Genomic DNA, 21,648 nt, shown 5'->3' with positions numbered 1-21,648 from the left:
CTTCCTTGCGGAAGTGGGCCAGACGGCCGCGCTGGGCAGGGGCCTTGTGCAACCTGCCGGTGAGGAAAGTCCGGGCTCCACAGGGCAAGATGCCGGCTAACGGCCGGGCGGGGCGACCCGACGGATAGCGCCACAGAAAAGAAGACTCCCGCCTACGGCCTTCGGGCCCAGGCGAGAAAAGCTGAAACGGTGCGGTAAGAGCGCACCAGCGCGTCGGCAACGGCGCGGCTTGGCAAGCCCCATCTGGAGAAAGGGCAAATAGGAGCGCGATGGGTCGGCCCGGCCCGCGCTCGGGTTGCCCGAGAAGAGGCCTGTGGCAACGCAGGTACAAGATAAATGGCCGTTCCACGACAGAACCCGGCTTATCGGCCCACTTCCGCACTCTCTTTTTTGCGCGCCCCACTCCCCTGCTGCGCCCGCGTCTCTTTTTGGCCAGGAACCTGGCTCGTGTATAGGGCCCTTCTCTCAGCAGGTTCATCACCTCGACGTGCACCTGCGATTTTGTTCGTTGAGGCAGCTTAACCTCGCCAGCTCTCCCCGACAGCATATTCACGATCGGCATTTCTGGCCGCGAATTCCTCGCGGCTCGACAGAAGGAGGCGCGCGCGTAGGTCTCGGTTGCGTGCGTGCCAGTCCACCATGCGATCGAGCCGAAGGCGATGCCTCAACCGCGCCGCAATTGCATGCGCAACCTTGTCGAACTCGATAGCGTTTCGCACTTGTGCTCGCGTCACCGTCATGACGTCCACGCCCAGAAGCGACAGCTCTCCCCTCCGCCGAGCATCGCGAAAGATGCGCTCCGGACCTGTGTGATAGCTATCGCTGTCGTACTCCACAGCGAGGCGGGCGCTCTCCCAGTACAGATCGCAACAGAAGTAGGACGAGCTCACTTGCCAGGCAAGGTGGCCTGGGACGTCGACGCGTCGGTTCATCGCCGGCCGGGGCAGTCCGTAGCCTCCCAGCCGGAGCGGCAAGCAGAGCAGCAGAACAAGCACCGTCTCCATGGGCGACGCGGAGCCATCGATCACGTAACGCGCAGCGCGCATGGCCCGGGTCCGCCCGCAATATCCGGAGATGCCCGCCGCCATCCGGCGCAGTCGAGCGGCGTCGCACAGCGGCTCCCGGTCGACAAAGCCCCGCGGGTCGCGAGGGCTCAGGCCATATGAGCCGCACAGCTCACAGCCTAGGCGTATCAGAGAAACGAGATCGAGCGAGCCGGCTGCTTGCACAAAGCTGAACTCCGCTGTCCCCACGTAGATGTCACTGCCGGTACCGAGCTGGTAAAACGCCCGGCGTGGCAACGGCGCTCCCCACACGTGGCACTGCGCTCCCGCAAGAATGCGTCTCGACGAGGGACATGGCACAAGTAGGTGGAGCGGCTGGCTGAGGCCGTCGAGCTCGCCGTGAGTTGCCGCGTCAACGCCAGCTCGCGATGGCACGGACGACTTAAATGCTTGGGCAAAAGCCCGCGGCCTGCAGGACGAGACGGGATGTAGCGCGAGGTATTCGACAGCGGATGTGCCGGTGAGAAACAGGGTCACGGCAGCTCCCCTCCTAGATGGATAGGTGGAGCGTAGCGCGGCTCTCAATACGGAAAACTGACAGCCATCTTCGGATGACCTGACAGGAAAGTGACGCGCATCTGACGAGGCAGGTGAGAGGGCATCCGCCGACCAGAGCCAATCGACGACGAGAAGCCTAGCGCCAGATCCCGCCCAGAAACGACCGAGAGGCCCGGGAGAGCGTGCCACTTGTACGCGGGAGATCTTTCCGTGGACAGGAACGCCGCTCGTGTATGGACCATCATCGACGCGAGCGTGGATCCGCACAGAAAACTGCAGATGAGCGCCCGAAATGCGCGGCCGCCCGCCAGATGCGGCATACACGACCGAGACTTCTGGCCGCCAGACAGCCGATCGCGAGCAAGGCCGATCACGTGGGGGCGGACCATGCGGAAGACGGGCTACGAAGGGTCGCAAGCGAACAAAAAAGGGGCGCTCGGCGCGACGCAGCATCACCGCGCGTCACGCCTGGCGCCCCTCAAGCTCGCGATAGTTATGCCAGCGACTTGAGCGCGTCGATCAGCGTGTCGATGTCACTCTTCTCGATGACGAGCGGCGGCAGGAAACGCAGCACGGTGTCGTTGCAGGCGTTGATGACAATGTGCTTCGCCAGCATCTCGTTCACGATGTCGTGCGCGTCGTGCCCCTCGATGGTCGCGCCCACCATGAGGCCCTTGCCGCGCACCTCCGTGACGTAGGGCACCTCCGCCAGGCGCTCCATCAAGTAGGCGCCCAGCTCGGCGGCCTTCGCGTCGAGCCCGCGACGCGTCAGCTCGCCCAGCGTCGCCTCCGCCGCCGCCATCGCGACGGGGCCGCCGCCGAACGTCGAGCCCTGCTGGCCCGGCTTCAGCGTGTCGGCCACCTCGCCGCGCGCCAGGCAGGCGCCGCAAGGAATGCCGCTTGCGATGCCCTTGGCCACCGTCACGATGTCGGGCACGACGCCGTTGTCGCCCGCGGCCGTGACGGTCTGGAAGCAGAACGGCTTGCCCGTGCGGTACAGGCCCGTCTGTACCTCGTCGAAGATGACAAGGCAGCCACACTCGTCGGCGATGCGGCGCACGGCCATCAGGTACTCGTCGGACAGCACCCACACGCCGCTCTCGCCCTGGATGGGCTCCATCATGATGGCGCACACGTCGGGCGTCACCGCTGCCTCGAGCGCTGCGATGTCCCCGCGCGACACGGCCTTGAAGCCGCCGGGCAGCGGGGCAAACGGGTCCTGCAGCCAGCCCTGGGCCGTCGCCGCAAGCGTCTCCATCGTGCGGCCGTGGAAGCTGCCGAGCAGCGTCACGATCGTCTGGCACTCCGGACCCTTGTGCAGCTGGCCCCAGCGGCGCGCGACCTTCATGGCGCACTCGTTGGCCTCGGCGCCCGAGTTGCCGAAGAACATCTTCCACCCGTAGGCGTCGCCACCCGCGATGCGCGACAGCTCGGCCGCCACCTCGCCGCGGTGCTCCTCGTGGAAGTAGTTCGAGAGCTGCAGAACCTTGCCCGCCTGCTCCTGGACAGCCTTCGTCACCACAGGGTCGGCGTGGCCGAGCGGGCACACGGCGATGCCCGCGAGAAAGTCGAGGTACTCGGCGCCCTCGTCGTCATAGAGGTGGGCGCCCTCGCCGCGCGTGAACAGCGCGGGCGAACGGTCGCCGTACGTGTGCATGACATAGCGGGCGTCGAGCTCCCGCGCGTGATCGAGCTTCTGGCCCATGACGGGCCTCCTTTCGAGATATGTCGGCAGTCCCCAGGCACGTCGAGCGTGCCGGTTCGCAACGCTCCCCTAGCGCACGGCCTCGCGTCGGACGCGCGTCGCGACGTCGTGCTTGAACAGGTCGTCGGCCGAGCTCGTGATCATCGTGCCGACGCCGGAGTTCGTGAACAGCTCGAGGATGAGGCTGTGTGCGGCCGTCCCATTGAGGATGTGCGCGCGCTGCACGCCGTTGTCCAGCGCGTCCACGGCAGCCTTCACCTTGGGGATCATGCCCTTCGACAGCGTGCCGCCCGCGATGAGCTCTCGCGCGTCGTCGGCCGTCATGCGCCCGATGAGCGACGACTTGTCGGAGAAGTCCTCGTACAGGCCGTCGACGTCCGTCAGGAAGATGATCTTGGACGCCTTGCACGTCTGTGCAATGGCGCTGGCGAACGTGTCGGCGTTGACGTTGACTGCCTGGCCGTCCGGCCCCACGCCGATACTGGCGATGACGGGAATGTAGCCCTGGTCCTGCAGCGTCTTGATGAGGTCCGTGTCGATCATCGTGGGGTTGCCGACGCGCCCGAGCGCTGGGTCAACGAGCTCGCAGTGCGTCATGGAGCCGGCCACGCCCGCAAAGCCCACGGCGAGCGGGCCGTGCGCGTTGAGCGCCAGCACGAGCTCCTCGTTGACCTTGCCGGTGAGCACCATGCTCACGATGCGCATGACCTCGGGCGATGTGACGCGCACACCGTCTTTGAACTCCACGGGCAGGCCGAGCTGCTCCACGAGCGCCGAGATGTCCTTGCCACCACCGTGCACGATGATGGGGTTCACGCCGACGAGGCGCAGCAGCATGATGTCCTCCATCACCTGCGCGCGCAGCGTCGGGTCGACCATGGCGGCACCGCCGTACTTGATGACGACCGTCGTGCCCGCCATGGCCTTGATCCACGGCAGGGCCTGCGTCAGCGTCTCGGCTCGCGTGAACAGGGCCTCCTGGGCCTCGCCCTCTCCGGCGAGCTCGCTTCTCGTTACCGCTTCCATGCTGCGCCGCTCCCCTAGCTCCGGTAGTCCGCGTTGATCGAGATGTAGCCGTGCGTGAGGTCGCACGTCCACAGAGCCGCCGCACCCGTGCCGGCGCCCAGCTCGCAGACGATGTCGACCTGGGCGCCCTCAAAGCGTCGCAGGGCCTCGTCCTCGTCAAACGGCACGGGTAGGCCCGCGCGCAGCACCGGCAGGCCGAGGATGTCGATGTCGACACCCTCCTGGTCAAACGTCGCCCCGCTTCGGCCCAGGGCAGCGGCGATACGCCCCCAGTTGGCGTCATGACCGGCGATGGCGGTCTTGACGAGCGGCGACGTCGCCACGGTACGGGCGGCGAGCTCGGCGTCAGCGTCGCTTGCGGCCCCGCGCACGACGACGCGCACGAGCCGTGTGGCGCCCTCGCCGTCGGCCGCGATCTGGCGGGCAAGGCTGTCGCACACCCACGTTAGCGCCGCGGCGAACGCCTCGTAGCGCTCGCCGCAGGGCTCGGCGATGGGGTCGCCACCAGCGGCGCCGGAGGCCAGCAGGAAGCACGAGTCGTTCGTGGACGTGTCGCCGTCGACCGTCACGCGGTTGAACGTGGCGTCGGCCGCGGCGTGCAGGGCGGCGTTCAGAGCCGCCGGCGCCACGGGGGCGTCCGTCGTGACGACGGCGAGCATCGTGGCCATGTTGGGCGAGATCATGCCCGAGCCCTTGCACATGCCGCCAACCGTGTACGTGGCGCCCGAAGCGTCCTCGTAGCGCAGGGCGGCGCGCTTGTGCTTCGTGTCCGTCGTCATGATGGCCTTGGCAGCAGCGAGGTCGTGGGCCTCATCGGAGGCGAGGTCGGCGGCGACCTGCGGGATGCCCGCCTGCATCGTCTCCATGGGCAGCTGCACGCCGATGACACCCGTCGAGGCGACGAGTACCTCCTGCGGCTCGCAGCCCAGCAGCGCGGCGACCTGCTCGGCCGTGGCGCGGGCGTTGGCGACACCCGGCTCGCCCGTCGCGGCGTTAGCGACGGCCGAGTTCAGGATGACGGCGCGCGCCGACCCGCCCGAAGCCTCGAGGAACGCGCGGTCCACCTGCACGGGGGCGGCGCAGAAGCGGTTGCGCGTGAACACGCCCGCCGCAGCAACGGGGGCCTCGGCGCACACGAGCGCCAGATCACCGCGCTCCGGGTTGCGACGGAACCCCGCGTGGATGCCGGCAGCCTTGAAGCCAGCGGCCGCGCAGACGCCCCCCTCGACAGGCTGCCCCGGGCAGAACGTCTCCTCAGACGCTTCGAGCGAATTGTATGACATGAGCCTTCCTCACTGCGTTTCCTGAATACAACGCGGAAAATATACGACTAGATGAGGGGAACAGGGGCCGTAAGACCGCTCTCCTCGGGCAGGCCGCACAGAAGGTTCGCATTCTGCACCGCCTGGCCGGCCGCACCGCGCACGAGGTTGTCGATCGCACACGTCGCGATGGCCATGTGGGCCCGCTCGTCGAGCACGACGGCGACCTGCGCGCGCTCGGAGCCGGCGACGCTTGCCGTGGCCGGCTGGGCGCCCGCAGGAAGCACGCTCACGAACCGCTCGTCGGCGTAGACGCGTTCGTAGAGGTCCTGCAACTCGGCAGCGCTGACCTCGCGCGACAGCGGCAGGTAGACCGTCGCGAGAATGCCGCGCTTGTAGGGCGCGAGGTGCGGCGTGAACACAACGTTGACGTCGAAGCCCGCCAGGCGCGTGAGGTTCTGGGCGATCTCGGGCAGGTGCCGGTGGTGCCCGACGCCATAGGCCTGCACGGACTCGTCGACCGTGCAGAAGTGCGTGCGCGCCGTGCAGCTCTTGCCCGCCCCCGTGACGCCGGAGATGGCGTCGACGATGACAGGCGCGCCGCAGGCCAGCAGGTCAGCGCGCAGAAGCGGCGCGGCGGCAAGCGTGGCAGCCGTGGGGTAGCAGCCGGGGTTGGCGACGATGCGCGGCTCGCCGGCAGGCAGCTCGTGCAGGGCGGCCACCTCGTCGCGGTTGAGCTCCGGGATGCCGTAGACGGCGCGCGCAAGCAGCTCGGGGGACGTGTGCGGCGTGCCGTACCAGCTCTCGAACACGGCGGCGTCGGCGAGGCGATAGTCGGCCGAAAGGTCGACGACCGAGACGCCCGCGGCCACGAGCTGCGGCGTCATGGCAAGCGAGGCCGTGTGGGGCACGGCAAGGAACACGACGTCGCACGCCGAGGCGAGATCCGCGACGTCGGGCTCAACAAGCGTGGCGTCGCACGTGCCGATGAAGCCGGGGTAGACGTCGTCCAGGCGACGGCCGGCCTCCTTGCCCGACGTGACGCGTGCGAGCTCCATGTGCGGATGGCCCATGATGAGACGGACGAGCTCTGCGCCCGCATATCCCGTTGCCCCGACGACACCTGCACGAATCATGGATGTGCCCCTTCCCGTCAACGGCACGCACATCGCAGGCAACACAGGTTGCCCGCCCGATCTGCATGCATCTTGTTCGAATAATCACGTCAACTTATGCAGATTGATTGCATAGCCACGCAAACCGAGCCACATGCTCGCTCTTGAGCCCCATTGTACGCCTCACCGATCCCTCGCGAGAACGCGTCGGGCCTGCGCACCGAAGGCGCAGGGCCGCCTACGCCCTCTCGCCGATGCGGGCGCACGTCGCGTGCACGAGGGCGACGAGCGTGCCGGCGTCGTCGGTGACGCGCGTCGTGTAGAACGCGAGGCGACGGCCCGAGCGCTCCTCGTCACACGTCGCGATGAGGCGCGTGCCCCGCGCGCCCGTGAGGTACTGGATGTCGCTCGTTGCCGTGACGGCAGGCTGCTGGCCCAGGTTCGAGGCGACGGCGCACGCGAAGTCCGCCAGCGTGAAGACGGCCCCGCCCATGACGGCGCCCAGGGCGTTGCGGTGATGGTCCTCTATCTCGAAGCTGCACACGGCATGGCCGGGACGCGCCTCCTCGATGAACACCCCGCAACAGCGCGTCGCGAAGCGGTCGTTGCCGAACTTCTCGCGCGCCTCGGCCAACAGCTCGTCGCCCGCCAAAGCCCGTGACAGCTCCGCCGTCGGCGTCTCGCCGCCCTCGTCGCACCTGCACCCGCCCATGAGCCCGCCTTTCCCTCGTCATCTGCCCCGCGCCGCATCTCCCGCGCGGGAGAACCGTGGGCGTGAGCTTATCCCATATCGGCGTTCGGGTGTTGCATGAGCCTACGCATCTGCTATAGTCATAGCTGTCCCAGCCCTCGCATCTTAGCTGCGGTGGGCCGACAGATTTACGCAGGGAGCTCTACATATTGCGGCATACGGATACCCTCCTTTGTTGAGGAAGCCGGACGACGCAATGCGGGCACCCACCTTGTAGAGGTGGGCCATTCTTGCACTGGCGGGGGTTGGGCATTCTTCGTGCGTCGAGGGCGCGTCGCTTCAAGGCGGCGCGCCCTTTCTTGTGAACGAGCTGCGAAGCAAAAATCCCCGTTGACAGGCGGGGTCCGCCCTGGCACAATGTACCAGCGCTGGCACGAGCTGCCAGAGCGTGATTTGGGGTTGTAGCTCAGCTGGGAGAGCGCTGCCTTCGCAAGGCAGAGGCCGGGGGTTCGAATCCCCTCAACTCCACCATTTGACTCGGCAAGGCCGGGAGCTTCCAAGCGAGGCTCTCGGCCTTCTTTGTTTGCGCGGTCAAGGACATAGCGCCAAGTCGGAGTTGGCGCTATGTCCCCGAAAGCGACCCCCTACTGGTAGTCCTCGAGCGTCATCATGTCAGCCGGTATGACGCCGACATCCTCGAGCGCCTGCTTCACGACGTCTTCCTGCTCGGGAAGGCTGCGCATAGCCGTGCCGCACTCGGCGTTGCCCATGGCGGCCGGCCGGGGCACGAGCCGCACCTGGGCGCCTGCGGCCTCGCACACCCGGGCCGAGATCATCGCGTCAGTCGTGCATGAGAAGCCGCGCATCACAAACGTCCGCATCGTCAGGGCCACGGCGGCACCCTCCCCACAGTCCGAGCCGGGCCACACGCCCGACCTACCATTACAAGAAACGCCGGCAACCCCTGCAGGCACCGGCGCTTCCTCATCGTCTCAGGATGGCGGAGACGTATGTGAATCGAACACATCCAAGACGTTCTTCACGCCTCGCAACGGTTTTGAAGACCGCGGTGCCCACCAGGACACATCCATCTCCATCCGAGGGGACATCATACCTGAAACACACCCGCAATGCACGCGGGCAGCCCACATTCACGCGAAAGCCCCGAGAGCCCGTCCTCGCCCTACGGCTTGGCGAGCTGGCGGGCACTCTGGTTGTCGCGGTCGCGCTTTGTGAAGCCAACCTGGTCGAAGTGCTCGAGCACCGGCAGCGCGTACTTGCGCGACAACCCCAGAGCCTCGCGCAGCTCGCTCGCGCTCGCCGAGCCGCCTGCCGCCTCGATAGCGGCCCGCACGCGCTCCCGCGCCTCGGCCGCCGCCTCGCTCGACAGGTAGAACGAGCGGTCGATGGCCTCTGCCAGGCCGCGGTCGGCCAGCAGGCGCAGGGCGCGGCGCGTCGTGGCGACGTCGAGCCCCACGAGCGGCGCCAGTTCCTCGTCGAACGGGGCACCCAGGCCGAGCTCGCGCAGCTTGCCGCCCACGTTGGCGAGCAGCTCGTCCGTCTCGCGCTGCGCCTGGCCCAGCAGCTCGGCCGCGATGAGGTTCGCCTCGAAGCGGCCGGCAACGCCCCGCGCCACGGCCTCGTCGGCCAGCGCGGCAAACGTGGCGTCCGATGCGCGCGGGCACGCGGCGTCGCGCAGGCCGAGCAGCGGCATGCCGGACGGGCCAGCCTCGCGCAGGGCCTCGCCCATGCGCGCGCACAGCGCCTCGAGCGTCGCCGGGGCCACGTAGACGGCAGGCCCCTGGCCGCACGGCAGCGCGCGGAGCTCGCCGTCGCCCGCGAGGGCGCCGAGCAGGTCAGAGGCCTCCCCCTCCGGAAGGTCGAGGCTCGCGGCGACGTCAGCAGCGGGCAGCGGCACGGGAGCAAGGCGCACGAACGACGCGACAGCCGCCCGGTCATCACCCGAGCCGAGCGCCGCAAGCAGCGTGCGCTCCTCGTCAGCCAGCGTCGTGCGGCGAGCCGGACGGGCCCAGAGCACCTCACCGCCGCCCACGAGCTCGACGGGCGAGTACGCCATGACGACGAAGCGGTCGCGCGAGCGCAAAGCGAGAGGCTCCTCGAGGCGGATCTGCACGAGCGCCTCGTCGCCGCAGGCGAGCTGCCCGGCCCCGTCCATGAGAAGTATGCGACCCAGGGCCTCCGTCGTGCCGGAACACACGTGGACGCGCTCGCCCGACACGAGCGGCGCCGGCCGGCCGTCGCGACCGAGCCAGCGCAGGCGGGCGTCGAAGCGGTCCGTGCCCCGCAGGCTACCCGGCGCGGCGACCGTGCTGCCGCGCGTCGCCTCGTCCACGGAGACGCCCGAGAGGTTGAGCGCCGTGCGCTGGCCTGCGACGGCCCGCTCGATGTCGTGGCCGTGCACCTGAACGCCACGAACGCGGGCCTTGACGCCCTGCGGGTAGATCTCGACGGCATCGCCAGGTGCAAAGCTGCCCGAGCGCAGTGTGCCCGTCACGACGGCGCCGACGCCGGCGACGTTGAACGAGCGGTCGATGGGCAGGCGAGCCGGCAGCGCGAGACGGCGCTCGACCTCGCCCGAGGCTAGCACGGCGTCGACGGCCGCGTCGAGGGCGGCGGCCAGCTCGTCGATGCCGCGCCCCGTCCGGCTCGACACCGCGATGACGGGCGCACCAGCAAAGGCAGTCGTGCCCAGGTACTCCTCAACGTCGGAGCGCACGAGCTCGAGCCAGTCGTCATCGTCGACGAGGTCGCACTTCGTGAGCGCGACGACCATGCGGCGCACGCCCACGAGCTCGAGGATGCGCAGGTGCTCGCGTGTCTGGGGCATGACGCCGTCGTCGGCGGCCACGACGAGCAGCGCGACGTCGACGCCCGTGGCGCCGGCGACCATGGCGCGAACGTAGTGGCCGTGGCCGGGCACGTCAACGAGGCCGACGATGCGCTGGCTCGGCAGGCGCAGCTCGGCGAAGCCCAGGTCGATCGTGATGCCGCGCGCCTTCTCCTGCGGCAGGCGATCGGGGTCCGTCCCCGTCAGGCGCAAGACGAGCGCGCTCTTGCCGTGGTCGACGTGACCGGCCGTGCCGATGATGACCGGCGTCTCGACGCCCGCAGCCGTGCTCTCACTCATGGGACCCCTCCCCTTCCGCGGCCGGCCCCGTGCACAGGCCGCGCGTTGTCCTCGATCACATGCCCAACCGGGCCCGTCGGCCCTACCGACCCGCGGCCGCCAGCACCCGCGCCTCGCCAGCCAGAGCGGCGAGCAGGTCGTCCTCGTCACGCGCGTCCACGAGCGTGCGCACGTCGCACACGAGGGCGTCGTGGCTCACGCGCGTCACGACGGGGCGCGCCGGGAGCTGGATGAGCCGCGTGCGCAGGGCCTCGAGGTCGGCGCCCGGGGCGCTCAGCTGCAGCGTCCAGCTCGGGAGCTCCGTCGTCGGCAGCGCGCCGCCGCCCACGAACGACACGTCGGGCGCCACGCGCACGCAGACGGGCCCCACGGACACGGCGGGATCCTCGCCGGCATCGGGAGCGAGCGGCGCCCCCAGCATGTCCGCGAGCCTCGCCAGCAGGTCGCACGCCCGCTCCCGCAGCTCGGCGGGCGTGGCGCGCAGCATGCGCAGCACGGGCACGCGCCCCCACGGCGCCCCGTCGTCGAGGTAGTCGCGCAGCGTCGCCTCGAGGCCCGCCAGCGTCAGCTTGTCGGGGCGCAGCGCGCGCATGAGCGGGTGCTTCTTGATGCGCCCCACGAGCTCGGAGGAGCCGAGGATGATGCCGGCCTGCGACGCGCCGAGCAGCTTGTCGCCCGAGCACGTCACGACGTCGACGCCCTGCGCCAACGACCAGCCCGGCGTGTGCTCGTCGTTGGGGATGGCAGCCTGAGCCAGGTTCACAAGCACGCCCGAGCCCTGGTCCTCGTACACGCGGACGCCGCGCTCGTGGGCGAGGCCGGCGAGCTCGACGGCGTCGACCTCCTCGTGGAAGCCCACGACGCGGTAGTTCGACGGGTGGACCTTGAGCACGAGCGCCGTGTTCGGCGTGATGGCGCGCTCAAAGTCGGCCAGGTGCGTCTTGTTCGTCGTGCCCACCTCGACCATCGTCGCACCGGACAGCGCCATGATGTCGGGGATGCGGAACGACCCGCCGATCTCGATGAGCTCGCCGCGGCTCACGATGACCTCGCGACCCCGCGCCAGCTCGGACAGGACGAGCATGACGGCGGCGGCGTTGTTGTTGACGACGGCGGCGTCCTCGGCGCCCGTGAGCTCGCACAGCAGCTCGCGCACGTGGTCGTGGCGCGACCCGCGCTTGCACGTGGCGACGTCGAACTCGAGCGTGTCGTAGTGCGAGGCCACGTCGGCGATGTGGGCCGCGACGTGCTGTGAGACGGGCGCGCGGCCCAGGTTCGTGTGGATGACGACGCCCGTGGCGTTCACGGCACAGCGCAGGTGCGGTAGCACGGCGCGCCCCACGGCGGCCGCGCAGGCGTCGACAAGCTCGTCGCGGGTGCGCGGCGTCTCGCCAGCCAGGATGTGGGCGCGCTCTTCGTCGAGCGTCGCACGCAGGGCGCCGGTCGCCAGCGAGCGCGGAGCGTCTGCCAGCGCGGCCACGACCTCGTCGGCAGCGAGCAGGTCGTCGACGCGGGGCAGGCCCCTGAGGGCGGCCTTAGCTTCAGCTGAGGGGTTTGGCATGTGGTTCTCCATGAGAGTCGTCCTCGGGGCCGGTCATTCGCAGGCCGCCCGCGAGGAATCCCCCGCGAGCGGCCTGATTCGCAACTCCCTATGATAGCGTGGATTGCCCGCCTAGCGCAGCACCACGACGTCGTCAGCCGCAAGCATCGAGCCCACGGCGCCGTCCATGTTGCCAGCAACGCCCACGGCCAGCTGCTCGCGCAGCTTGTAGAAGTCGAGGCACGTGCCGCACGTCGAGATGGCGACACCCTTTTCGACAAGCAGCTTCAGGTCGTCGAGCACGGGCGACCCCTCGCACGTCAGGTGCACGCCAGCGTTCATGAAGATGAGCTTCGCGGGCTTCTCGTCAGCGCGGGCCAATGCATAGAGGTACTTCTCCATGAGCAGCTTGCCCAGCTCGGGGTCGCCGCCGCCCAACGTGTCGTTCAGAATCCAATAGACCTTGTTCATGTGGATCAGCCTCCTTGAAGCGGCGGCCGCGTTACAACTGCCGCCGCACGTCATTTCCAAATATGAGCCCTGCAGGCCCGTTCCCGGGCTGCCGGCCAGCCTACGCCACGTACACGTGCGGCTCGCCCTCGGCAAAGTGCCCGATGCGCGCCGCGGCCGGCGTCCCTGCGGCGCGAAGGTCCGCCTCGAACGCGTCGGCGTCCTGCGGGTCGACGGCCACGAGCAGGCCGCCCGACGTCTGGGGGTCGGCCAGCACGTTCCACGCCACGTCAGTCGTCAGGCCCGCCGCACCGTCCTCCACCGACGTGAAGCCCTGAGCCCAGGCTTTCACGTCGCGCGTCTTGCCCGGTGTGACGCCCCGCTGCGCCAGGTCGAGCGCCCCGTCGATGAGCGGCAGGGCCGCCAGCTCGACGTGCGCCGCGCACCCGCTCGCCTTGGCCATCTCGTGCACGTGCCCCGCCAGGCCGAAGCCCGTCAGGTCGGTGCAGGCGTGGACGGTCCCCCGCAGCGCGTGCGTGCGCGCCACCTCGCCGCCCGCGGCGTTGAGCGTCGCCATGAGCTCGACCGTCGGCCTGATGCCCTCCTCGCTCACCTCGCCACGCTTGAGGCCGGTCGTCATGAGGCCGGTGCCCAGCGGCTTTGTGAGGAACAGGACGTCACCGGGGCGGGCGCCGCCGTTGCGCAGCAGGTGCGCCGGGTTGAGCGTGCCCAGAACGCACAGGCCGTACTTCGGCTCGGTGTCCTCGATGGTGTGGCCGCCCGCCACGAGCGCCCCCGCCAGCGAGATGACGTCGCTTGCGCCGCGCAGGACGTCAGCCGCGACGGCCGTGCCCAGCAGGCGCGGGAACGCCATCAGGTTCAGGCACAGTAGCGGCTTGCCCCCCATGGCATAGACGTCGGACAGAGCATTGGCTGCAGCGACGCGTCCAAAGTCGTACGGGTCGTCGACGATGGGCGTGAAGAAGTCCGTCGTCATGACAACGGCGAGGTCATCGCTCAGGCGGTACACGGCGGCGTCGTCGTCCGTCTCCGTTCCCACGAGCAGGTCGGCGTCGTGGATCTCGGGAAGGCAGGCAAGGTGCAGCAGGTCTGAGAGGTCACCCGGACCCCACTTCGCCGCTCACCCCGACTTGCTCGACAGCTGCGTCAGGCGCACGGCCGCGCGGTCGTAGGCAGGCTTGTCTTCCATGGTGATCACCTCCGTTGTCTCGTGGTCTAACGTGGCAGGATACCCCTCACGGACGTTTCACGCGAGCATCATGATATGCACATGCTTGCGTTCCTTAAACTGCGGGAAACTCCGCACGGGGTACACTTAGAAACGAGATGCTTTGCCCGCGTTGCCAGATTGGAGCAATGACATGGAGATCAAACACAGCAGAACCACTGGCAAGAACATAACGGCGTTCGCCCTGTCCGCCACGCTCGCCACGGCAGGCCTGGGGCTGGGCGGTTTGTTCGCCCCGAGCCCCGCCTGGGCAGACGAGAGCGCCGAGGCCACGGCCACCGCCGACGCGCCCGCTGAGTCCGCCGACACAGGTGCGGCGGCGCCCGCCGCAGAGACGACGGCGCAGGTCTTCCCCACGGTGACGCCCATTACGACAACCCAGACCGTCACGATCGAGCTCACGAACGACGTGACGACGTCATCGGCGCTCTACGACGCCGTCAACGCCGCCCGCGCCGAGCAGGGCCTGGCGCCCCTGACACGCGACTCCTCGCTCGAGCGCGTCGCCTACCAGCGCGCCGCCGAGAGCGTCGTGCTCGCCGCCGACGTGCGCCCCGACGGCACGGCCGTCGACACGCTGAGCAACGCCGTCAAGGTCACGGGCGAGGCGCTCGTCGCCGGCACAGCAGAGACGGCGGGCACAGCCGAGCTCGCCCTCAACGCCGCTCAGGCCACGACCGACGGCGCGGCGAACGCCCTGTCTGCCACGCACACCACGATGGGCGCCGCGCTCGTGCGCGACGCCGCGGGCGCATTCCACTGGGCGCTCGTGTACGGCGACGCCGCGTCGACCGAGCAACCGACGGACGCTAACCCCGCCGACGGTCAGCACACCTACACGCTCACCGTGCCCGCGTCCTGCGTCGCCCCCTCCGGCAGCGCTGCGCAGGAGCTCAAGGTTGAGGTCGGCGCAACGGCCCAGCTCGCCCCCGGCGTGCGACTGCAGGGCGCCCCGTTTGCCGGCGACACCGCCGCCAGCGAGGCGACGGCAGCCCTCAAGTTCGACGAGACGCAGCCGCTGGCCCTTGCCGCAGGCAGCGCCACGTGGACGAGCGCCGACCCCGCCATCGCCTCCGTCGACGCCAAGGGCGTCCTCACCGGCGTGGCCGACGGCATGACGCAGGTGAGTGCGACAAGCGCCGATGGAGTCATCTCCGCCACGTGGAACGTCACCGTGGGCACTGGCCAGGCCACCGCGCCTGCCGAGCCCGCAGCGAGCGAGAGCGGGGACAGCGCCACGACCGACCAGCCCGCCGAGGGCGGCGACACGGCGACGACGCCCGAGACGCCTGGCGAGAGCACGGGCACGGACGAACCCGCCGCCTCCGAGAAGATCGACCTCGCCGACGCCCAGGTGCTCGGCATCACGGAGGTCACGGCGAGCCCCGACGGCGTGACGCCCGTCGAGCCCACCTTCAGTCTCGCCACGCCCGACGGCTCGCCCGTTCCCGAGACGGACTACACGTACGCCTTCTCGAACAACGTGGAGCCCGGCACCGCGACGCTCACGATCACGGCCGCGCCCGACAGCAACCTCTACACGGGCACGCTCGTCTACGAGTTCACGATCGACCCCGCCCCCCGCGCGAACATCGCCGACGTCGTGTTCGTCGCCCCCATCGAGGACCAGGTGTTCACCGGCACCCCCATCGAGCCCAAGCCAGCCGTCGCGCTGACGGCTGACGGCACCCCGCTCACCGAGGGCGTGGACTACACGTACTCGTACGAGGCCAACGACGCGCTGGGGACCGGCTCGGTCATCATCACCGGCCAGGGCGCGTACGAGGGCACGATCACGCAGCCGTTCAACATCGTGGAGCCCGCCAAGGTCGACCTGGCCGAGGCCGGCGCCGCCATCGACGCCATCGAGCCCCAGGCGCACACGGGCGAGGCCGTCGAGCCCGCGCCCGTCGTGAAGCTGCCCGACGGCACCGTCCTGACCGCAGGCACCGACTACACGGTGAGCTACGCCAACAACATCGCGGCCGGCGAGAACTCCGCCACGGTGACCGTCACCGGCACGGGCGCTTACGTCGGCACGCTCACGCAGACGTTCAGCATCGTCGAGCAGGAGCAGCCGGCTGCCAAGCAGGACATCTCCTCCGCTACGGTCGACGCCATCGCCGACCAGGAGTATACGGGTGCGGCCATCGAGCCCTCCCCCGTTGTAAAGCTGGGAGAGACAACGCTCGTCGCCGGAACGGACTACACGCTCGCCTACGCCAACAACATCGAGGCGGGCGAGGCGACGGTCACGATCACGGGCACCGGCGCGTATGAGGGCACGCTGACAGTGCGCTTCGCCATCGTGAAGCCCGAGCTCATCAACCTGCGCACCGCCGGCTTCAGCATCGCCGACATCCCGGACCAGAAGCTGGGCGAAAGCGCGCCCCAGCCCACCGTCACCGTCTCCGACGGCACGACAACGCTCGTCGCCGGCACGGACTACACCGTGAGCTACGAGCGCAACGACGCCCCTGGCATGGCGCGCGTCGTCGTCACCGGCACGGGTGCCTACACGGGCGTCATCGACAAGGCGTTCCGCGTCGTCTCCGGCGAGCAGCAGCTCACGAGCATCAAGGGTGCCCAGCTCTCCTCCCTGAGCGCCCAGAGCTTCACCGGCGGCGCCATCGAGCCTGCGCTCACGGTGACGCTCAACGGCAAGACGCTCACGGCCGGCACCGACTACGAGGTCACGTACGAGAACAACGTCAACGTGGGCACGGCGCGCGTCATCGTCACCGGCATCGGCTCGTACGAGGGCACGCTCGAGACGACGTTCGTCATCAACGCGCTCAGCCTCACGCAGGTCGAGATCGTCATGCCGAACCAGTACGCCACCGGCAGCGCCCTGGAGCCCTCTCCTGTCTCCGTCACGGCCCCGAGCGGCTACGAGCTCGTTCAGGGCACGGACTACGACATCGTCGGCTACGTCAACAACACGAACGTCGGCAAGGCGGGCGTGACGCTGAGCGGCAAGGGCAACTTCACCGGTAAGGTGACGGCCGCCTTCCAGATCGTCGAGAAGGGCACGCAGGAGGCGGGCACGACGAACACACTGCCCAAGACCGGCGACGCGACGAGCATTGCCCCCGTCGTCATCGCTGGCGTTGCCGGTGTGGCGCTCGTGGGTGCCGGCGCGGCCCTCGTCATGCGCCGCCGTCGCGAGAACTAAGGACATTCGTGCGGGCGCAGGGCCCGTACGCGCTCCATTCGCACGCATACACGCCCCGGTTTGGCACGCTACCAGGCCGGGGCGTTGTCGTTTCGCCACAGTCCGGCGAGCCGTTGGGTGCAAAAACGGAGCCTGTGGTACACTTACAGGCCTGATTGAACGCGCCACACCATCCGTACCCGCGCGCCATCGCCGGCGTCCGACTACCTGGTAGGCCTTGCCTATGCCACCTCTGCCCCCCATGCCCTGGATGCACTTCCTGTCGCTGTTCGCCGTGGCGCTCGTCGTCACCCTCATCACGACGCCGATCGCGAAGCGCATCGCCATCAAGCTGGGAGCCATCGACTACCCCGACGCCCGCCGCATCAACAAAGTTCCTATCCCGCGCATGGGCGGCATCGCCATGTTCCTCGGGCTCATCGTCGCCCTCATCGTGCAGTACTGCGGCACGCTAGCGTTCGACTGGCCGTCAGCGTTCATTTCGCACCCCTCGCTCACCGTCAACTACTGGGGCCTCGGCGTCTCCGTGCTCGTCGTGTTCGTGACAGGCCTCATCGACGACGCCCGCTCACTCAAGCCGTTGCAGAAGCTCGCGGGTCAGCTCGTCGCCGCTGTCATCGCCGCCGCTTCAGGCCTTGTCATCGGCAACATCGTGAACCCGTTCGGCCCGGGCGAGATCTCGCTGGGGTGGCTTGCCTATCCCATCACGGTCGTCTACCTCGTGGCGTTCGCCAACATCATCAACCTGATCGACGGGCTCGACGGGCTGGCCGCTGGCATCTCCGGCATCGTGTCGCTCTCGCTGTTCGGCATCACGCTGCTGTCGGGCCGCATCGACGCCGCCGCCCTGGCCATCGCCACGGCCGGCGCCTGCCTGGGCTTCCTGCGCTACAACTTCCACCCCGCCTCGATATTCATGGGGGACTCGGGCGCGCTCATGCTCGGCTTCGTGCTCGGCATCATCTCGCTGCTCGGTGTCACGCGCACGGCGGCCCTCACGTCGCTCATCGTGCCGCTCATCATCGCCGGCGTGCCCATCATCGACACGTTCGCTGCCATCGTGCGACGCAAGCGCGGCGGCGTGCCCATAGACCAGGCCGACAAGGGCCACATCCAGCACCGCCTCATCCAGGAGGGCTTCGACCAGCGGCAGGCGGCTCTGCTCATCTACGCCTGGTCGGCGCTGCTGTCCCTCGGCGCCTTCGTCATCACGCAGGTGCACGTCATGCCCCGCATCGTGATCTTCCTCCTGCTGCTGGGCGTCTCGTACCTCTTTGTGCGGCGCCTGCACCTGTTCGAGCCCGTGCTGCGCCACTACTACGACCCGCGCACGCACGAGGACGAGGTGCTCCCCGCCGACGACCCGGTGTTCACGCATCCCGAGCAGAGCGACGAGCCCGACGACGCCGAGCATTCCGAGAAGAAGTAGGCCGCCCCGTCTGGACTGCCCCGACACCCGCACATCAAAGGGCCCTCGCCTCCAAAGGGAGACGAAGGCCCTTGCTCGTTACGACATCGCCTGGAAGATCGCTTCGCTTACGCCCAAGCCTCGAGCGCGGCGGCCTGCTGGCCGGCGATGCGGCCGAACACGACTCCCGTGCCGATGTAGAAGCCGCACGACGGGTACTCGGTTGCCGCGAGGCCACCGGTCACGCGACCGCCGCCGTACAGGCGCGGGATGGGGTTGCCGTCCATGCCGACGATCTCGGCCTTCGTCGTCATGCGCAGGCCGCCGTTGTTGCCCAGAACCGGGTAGGTCAGCGCGGCGCCGGCAGCCAGGGCTGCCTTAAGGGCGGCACCGTCTGCCTGACCCTCGATGTAGCTGCCCTGCTGGCTCTGCTCCTTCGCCGGGGCCTTGTACTCGTTGCCGGTGAACGTGTTGTACAGGTCGCCGTCGTTGGCGAAGCCGCCTGTGGCAAGCACGACGCCCTTGCGTGCCTTGATCTTCTTCTCGGCGCCGTCCACCAGGGCCGTCACGCCGATGATCTCGCCGGTCTGCATGTCCTTGACGAGACCGGAGAGCTCCGTGCCCATCTCGATGCGCACGCCGAGCTCCGTGAGCTTGTCCTCGAACGGCTTCCACAGGCCCGTGCCACCGTTCGGGTCGCCACGGCGCTCCTCACCCTCGCCGTAGAACGCGTAGATGCGATCGCCAGGGTCTACGTCGTCGGGGTTCGGCTTGAACCAATGGCAGCGCGGGCGGTAGAGCTCAGGCAGGCCCAGCTCGTCGTAGTAGACGGGCGTGCCGCCGATGTTAAGGCCAGGCCCGATCCACATCTTGGAGCCCTCGTCCTCAGAGGCGAACTCCCACTCGTCGAGCGGCTCGCCACCCAGGCCGCCCTCCTCGACCGGGGCGATGATCCAGTCGAACGTGGGCGCTGCCTCGTCGGCAAACACGCGGATGAGATCGGGGTTGCCGTAGCCCTCCGTCAGCGCCACGAGGTAGTCGTAGAGCATGTCGGGGTTGTCGTCGATGCCGAGCTTGTCCTGAACCGTCGTGCCGGCCGCCATGAAGCCGCCGCCGCAGCGACGCATGCAGCCGCCGATCCAGTCCTTTTTCTCGATGACGAGCACGTCGGCGCCGGCCTCGCAGGCCTCGATGGCCGCCGGGGCGCCCGTCGTGCCACAGCCGCACACCACGACATCGGCCTCGTCGTCCCACGCGATGTCCGCGACAGGCGCCTCGCTGGCGAGCGCGGTGCCGGCAAACCCTGCCAGCGCCATACCGCCGGCAGCTGCGCCGGCGATCCTCAGGAACTGGGCACGATTCATTGCGGTGTCACTCATGAAACTCCCCTTTCTGGATCCTTGCTTCTTCTGCGGGGCGTCGCCCGTATGCCTCCGACCCGTCCCCTACCGGCCGAGAGCGGCGCGCGCCGCGATGACGCCAGTGTAGCAGCTCGTCCCGACGCCCGTACCAGAGCACGGGTAAGCGTTGTTGAACACGTTGCCAAACACGAGCTCGCCGGCAGCGTAGAGCCCGGCGATAGGCTCGTCGTTCCCGTCGAGCACCTCGCACGTCCCGCTCACCTTGAGGCCCGGGATGGAGCCGATGAACAGCGGGCGCTTCACGACGCAGTAGAACGGCGCCTTCTCGATGCCTGCCTCCTTGCACGTGACTGCCAGGGCCTGCGCGTCGATACCCTCGCCAGCGGCCAGCTCATCCAGCGTCTCGTAGCGGCCCACACAGCCGGCCTCAGCAGCCTGGTCCAGGCGGTCAAGCACGGGATTCGTGGAGTCGCAGATGCCATAGCCGCAGGCGCCCGTCTGCTCGAGCAGCATCTTGAGCGTCTTGCCGTAGAACGCGCCCTCCATGCCGAACGTCTCGCCCTCGGCGTTAACGGTGACCTGCGCCTGCCACACGAAGTTGCCGAAGCTCCCGTAGTAGCCCAGGTTGGGGTTCAGGCCAAACAGGCCCATCATGCCGGTACCGACAACCTGCGCGCCAGCCGCCTCTCCCATGACGAGGCCGTCGCCCGTACTGCCGGCACCCGTGAACGCAAACGCATCGGTATACTCGGGCGCGTACTTCTCGATGAGCTCGGCGTTGCGCGTGAAGCCGCCCGAGGTGAGGATGACGCTCTTGGCACGCACGGCATAGGTGCTCGTGAGGTCCTCGACCTCGACACCCGCCACAGAGTCTCCCTCCACGATCAGGCCCGTGGCCGCACTGTTCAGGCGGATCTGCGCGCCATCCTGCTCGGCGCGCGTCGCCATGAAGTCGGCGATACCGCTCTCGCCGGTCTCCCAGGCCCTCCCGACGCCGGCCGTGCTCCAGAAGCAGGTGAGCTTGGCCTCGGGATTGCCCAACGACCAGCCCGACGCCGTGACCGGCAGGCCCCAGTCATACAGGTAGTCGAACGTCGTGCCGCTTGCATCGTGGATGGCCTGCATCAGGTCGACGTTGAGCTCGCTCGGCGCGCTCCAGTCCTGCATGAAAGCTATGTAGTCCTCGGCGGAGCAGTCGGCCCCGATGCGCTCGTTCACCGAGGAGCCCATGGCCCACAGGCCGCCACCGCACACGCGCGTGCTGCCGCCGATGTAGGAGAGCTTCTCGAGCACGAGCACGCGTGCTCCGCTGCGTGCGGCCTCGATAGCCGCGCTCAGACCAGCCATGCCGGCTCCGACGATGACAACATCGACCTCCTCGTCGGGCAGAGTCTCCTTATCGCCCGCGGCAACAGCGTCGCTACCCTTCTCGAAAGACGCGACCTCAAGTCCCGCCGCCCCCAACGCGTCACGCACGCCGGCGGCGATCGCCATGCTCGTGATCGTCGCGCCGGCCACCGCATCGACGCCGACGTTTTGCTGGTCGACGATGCGCGGGCCCATCCCCGCCACGGCAGCCTGACGAATGCCGTCCGTGTCCACATCATCGAGGACGTCGACAGCGGCGATGGCACCGTTCGAGATCGTCGTAAAGACCGTGATGTCGCCCTTCATGCTCGGCTCGACAGCCGCATACGTCACGGCGCCCGACTCGTCGGCGTGGGCAACGCGAACCTCGCGATGGCCTGCCGCCGCAGCAGCCGCCAGCGCTGTGGCTCCAGCGAGAAGGCCGCGCCTGCTGACGAATGTCCCCTGATGCTGCATGTCGTTCCCCCTTCACAACCCACTGATGTAAGTGAGGCCCGGAACACATCCCCCACGCAACCCGGGGCCTCTTTCGCCCACCAATGGTGCCCGCAGGACGATGACCTGTCCATCGCGGCTTTCGATAGATGA

At 68.7% G+C, this 21,648-nt stretch carries 15 protein-coding genes, 2 tRNA genes and 1 other RNA gene; 4 read left to right on the top strand and 14 right to left on the bottom strand.

Annotated elements, in window-relative coordinates; all coding sequences use genetic code 11:
- The first annotated feature begins 10 nt into the window (after positions 1-10).
- An RNA gene (gene rnpB / locus KHZ24_07175) (RNase P RNA component class A) lies at positions 11-381 on the top strand.
- Between the two features lie 137 nt (positions 382-518).
- Here rnpB and KHZ24_07170 read toward each other — a convergent pair.
- From KHZ24_07170 to KHZ24_07145, 6 genes are all read right to left on the bottom strand, one after another.
- Positions 519-1,316 carry a hypothetical protein gene (locus KHZ24_07170; GenBank protein MBS5450976.1) on the bottom strand — a complete coding sequence of 266 codons (798 nt, stop codon included), beginning with the start codon at positions 1,314-1,316 and terminating at the stop codon, positions 519-521.
- Positions 1,317-2,055: 739 nt separating this feature from the next.
- Positions 2,056-3,267 (bottom strand): aminotransferase class III-fold pyridoxal phosphate-dependent enzyme, encoded by a 1,212-nt coding sequence (locus KHZ24_07165; protein MBS5450975.1) that lies wholly within the window; start codon positions 3,265-3,267, stop codon positions 2,056-2,058.
- Positions 3,268-3,336: 69 nt separating this feature from the next.
- The gene (gene argB, locus KHZ24_07160) at positions 3,337-4,293 is read right to left on the bottom strand and encodes an acetylglutamate kinase (protein MBS5450974.1); all 957 of its coding nucleotides are present in this window, start codon (positions 4,291-4,293) and stop codon (positions 3,337-3,339) included.
- Between the two features lie 14 nt (positions 4,294-4,307).
- Positions 4,308-5,576, bottom strand: a complete 1,269-nt coding sequence (gene argJ, locus KHZ24_07155; protein ID MBS5450973.1) for a bifunctional glutamate N-acetyltransferase/amino-acid acetyltransferase ArgJ — start codon at positions 5,574-5,576, stop codon at positions 4,308-4,310.
- Positions 5,577-5,623: 47 nt separating this feature from the next.
- The gene (gene argC / locus KHZ24_07150; protein MBS5450972.1) at positions 5,624-6,691 is read right to left on the bottom strand and encodes an N-acetyl-gamma-glutamyl-phosphate reductase; all 1,068 of its coding nucleotides are present in this window, start codon (positions 6,689-6,691) and stop codon (positions 5,624-5,626) included.
- Positions 6,692-6,908: 217 nt separating this feature from the next.
- Positions 6,909-7,382, bottom strand: a complete 474-nt coding sequence (locus KHZ24_07145; protein ID MBS5450971.1) for a PaaI family thioesterase — start codon at positions 7,380-7,382, stop codon at positions 6,909-6,911.
- A gap of 434 nt (positions 7,383-7,816) precedes the next feature.
- Between KHZ24_07145 and KHZ24_07140 the strand changes: the two genes are divergently transcribed.
- A tRNA-Ala gene (locus KHZ24_07140) sits at positions 7,817-7,892 on the top strand.
- 113 nt (positions 7,893-8,005) lie between these two features.
- Here KHZ24_07140 and KHZ24_07135 read toward each other — a convergent pair.
- The 6 genes from KHZ24_07135 to selD form a co-directional block, all read right to left on the bottom strand.
- On the bottom strand, positions 8,006-8,254 hold the full coding sequence (locus tag KHZ24_07135; GenBank protein MBS5450970.1) for a DUF3343 domain-containing protein: 249 nt from the start codon (positions 8,252-8,254) through the stop codon (positions 8,006-8,008).
- A 105-nt stretch (positions 8,255-8,359) separates the two neighbouring features.
- Positions 8,360-8,456 (bottom strand) — tRNA-Sec (locus KHZ24_07130).
- An 88-nt stretch (positions 8,457-8,544) separates the two neighbouring features.
- Positions 8,545-10,509 (bottom strand): selenocysteine-specific translation elongation factor, encoded by a 1,965-nt coding sequence (gene selB / locus KHZ24_07125; protein ID MBS5450969.1) that lies wholly within the window; start codon positions 10,507-10,509, stop codon positions 8,545-8,547.
- Between the two features lie 82 nt (positions 10,510-10,591).
- A complete protein-coding gene (gene selA, locus KHZ24_07120) occupies positions 10,592-12,070 on the bottom strand; it encodes an L-seryl-tRNA(Sec) selenium transferase (protein ID MBS5450968.1) in 1,479 nt (492 codons plus the stop codon).
- Between the two features lie 111 nt (positions 12,071-12,181).
- Positions 12,182-12,580, bottom strand: coding sequence for a sulfurtransferase-like selenium metabolism protein YedF (yedF, locus tag KHZ24_07115; protein ID MBS5450967.1), 399 nt, complete (start codon positions 12,578-12,580; stop codon positions 12,182-12,184).
- Positions 12,581-12,620: 40 nt separating this feature from the next.
- On the bottom strand, positions 12,621-13,709 hold the full coding sequence (gene selD, locus KHZ24_07110; GenBank protein ID MBS5450966.1) for a selenide, water dikinase SelD: 1,089 nt from the start codon (positions 13,707-13,709) through the stop codon (positions 12,621-12,623).
- Between the two features lie 172 nt (positions 13,710-13,881).
- Between selD and KHZ24_07105 the strand changes: the two genes are divergently transcribed.
- Together KHZ24_07105 and KHZ24_07100 are read left to right on the top strand one after the other, a co-directional pair.
- Complete coding sequence (locus KHZ24_07105; protein MBS5450965.1) at positions 13,882-16,923, top strand: Ig-like domain-containing protein; 3,042 nt, start codon at positions 13,882-13,884, stop codon at positions 16,921-16,923.
- 241 nt (positions 16,924-17,164) lie between these two features.
- Positions 17,165-18,352 (top strand): undecaprenyl/decaprenyl-phosphate alpha-N-acetylglucosaminyl 1-phosphate transferase, encoded by a 1,188-nt coding sequence (locus KHZ24_07100; GenBank protein ID MBS5450964.1) that lies wholly within the window; start codon positions 17,165-17,167, stop codon positions 18,350-18,352.
- Positions 18,353-18,459: 107 nt separating this feature from the next.
- On the opposite strand, the gene KHZ24_07095 is transcribed toward KHZ24_07100, so the two are convergent.
- Together KHZ24_07095 and KHZ24_07090 are read right to left on the bottom strand one after the other, a co-directional pair.
- On the bottom strand, positions 18,460-19,710 hold the full coding sequence (locus KHZ24_07095) for an FAD-dependent oxidoreductase (GenBank protein ID MBS5450963.1): 1,251 nt from the start codon (positions 19,708-19,710) through the stop codon (positions 18,460-18,462).
- Positions 19,711-19,776: 66 nt separating this feature from the next.
- The gene (locus KHZ24_07090) at positions 19,777-21,516 is read right to left on the bottom strand and encodes an FAD-dependent oxidoreductase (GenBank protein MBS5450962.1); all 1,740 of its coding nucleotides are present in this window, start codon (positions 21,514-21,516) and stop codon (positions 19,777-19,779) included.
- Positions 21,517-21,648: the final 132 nt, after the last annotated feature.

The sequence above is a fragment of the Coriobacteriia bacterium genome (assembly GCA_018368455.1).
Lineage (GTDB): Bacteria > Actinomycetota > Coriobacteriia > Coriobacteriales > UMGS124 > JAGZEG01.
The sequence above is the reverse complement of the archived record's forward strand: the minus strand, read 5'-3'. Positions and strand labels throughout refer to the sequence as shown.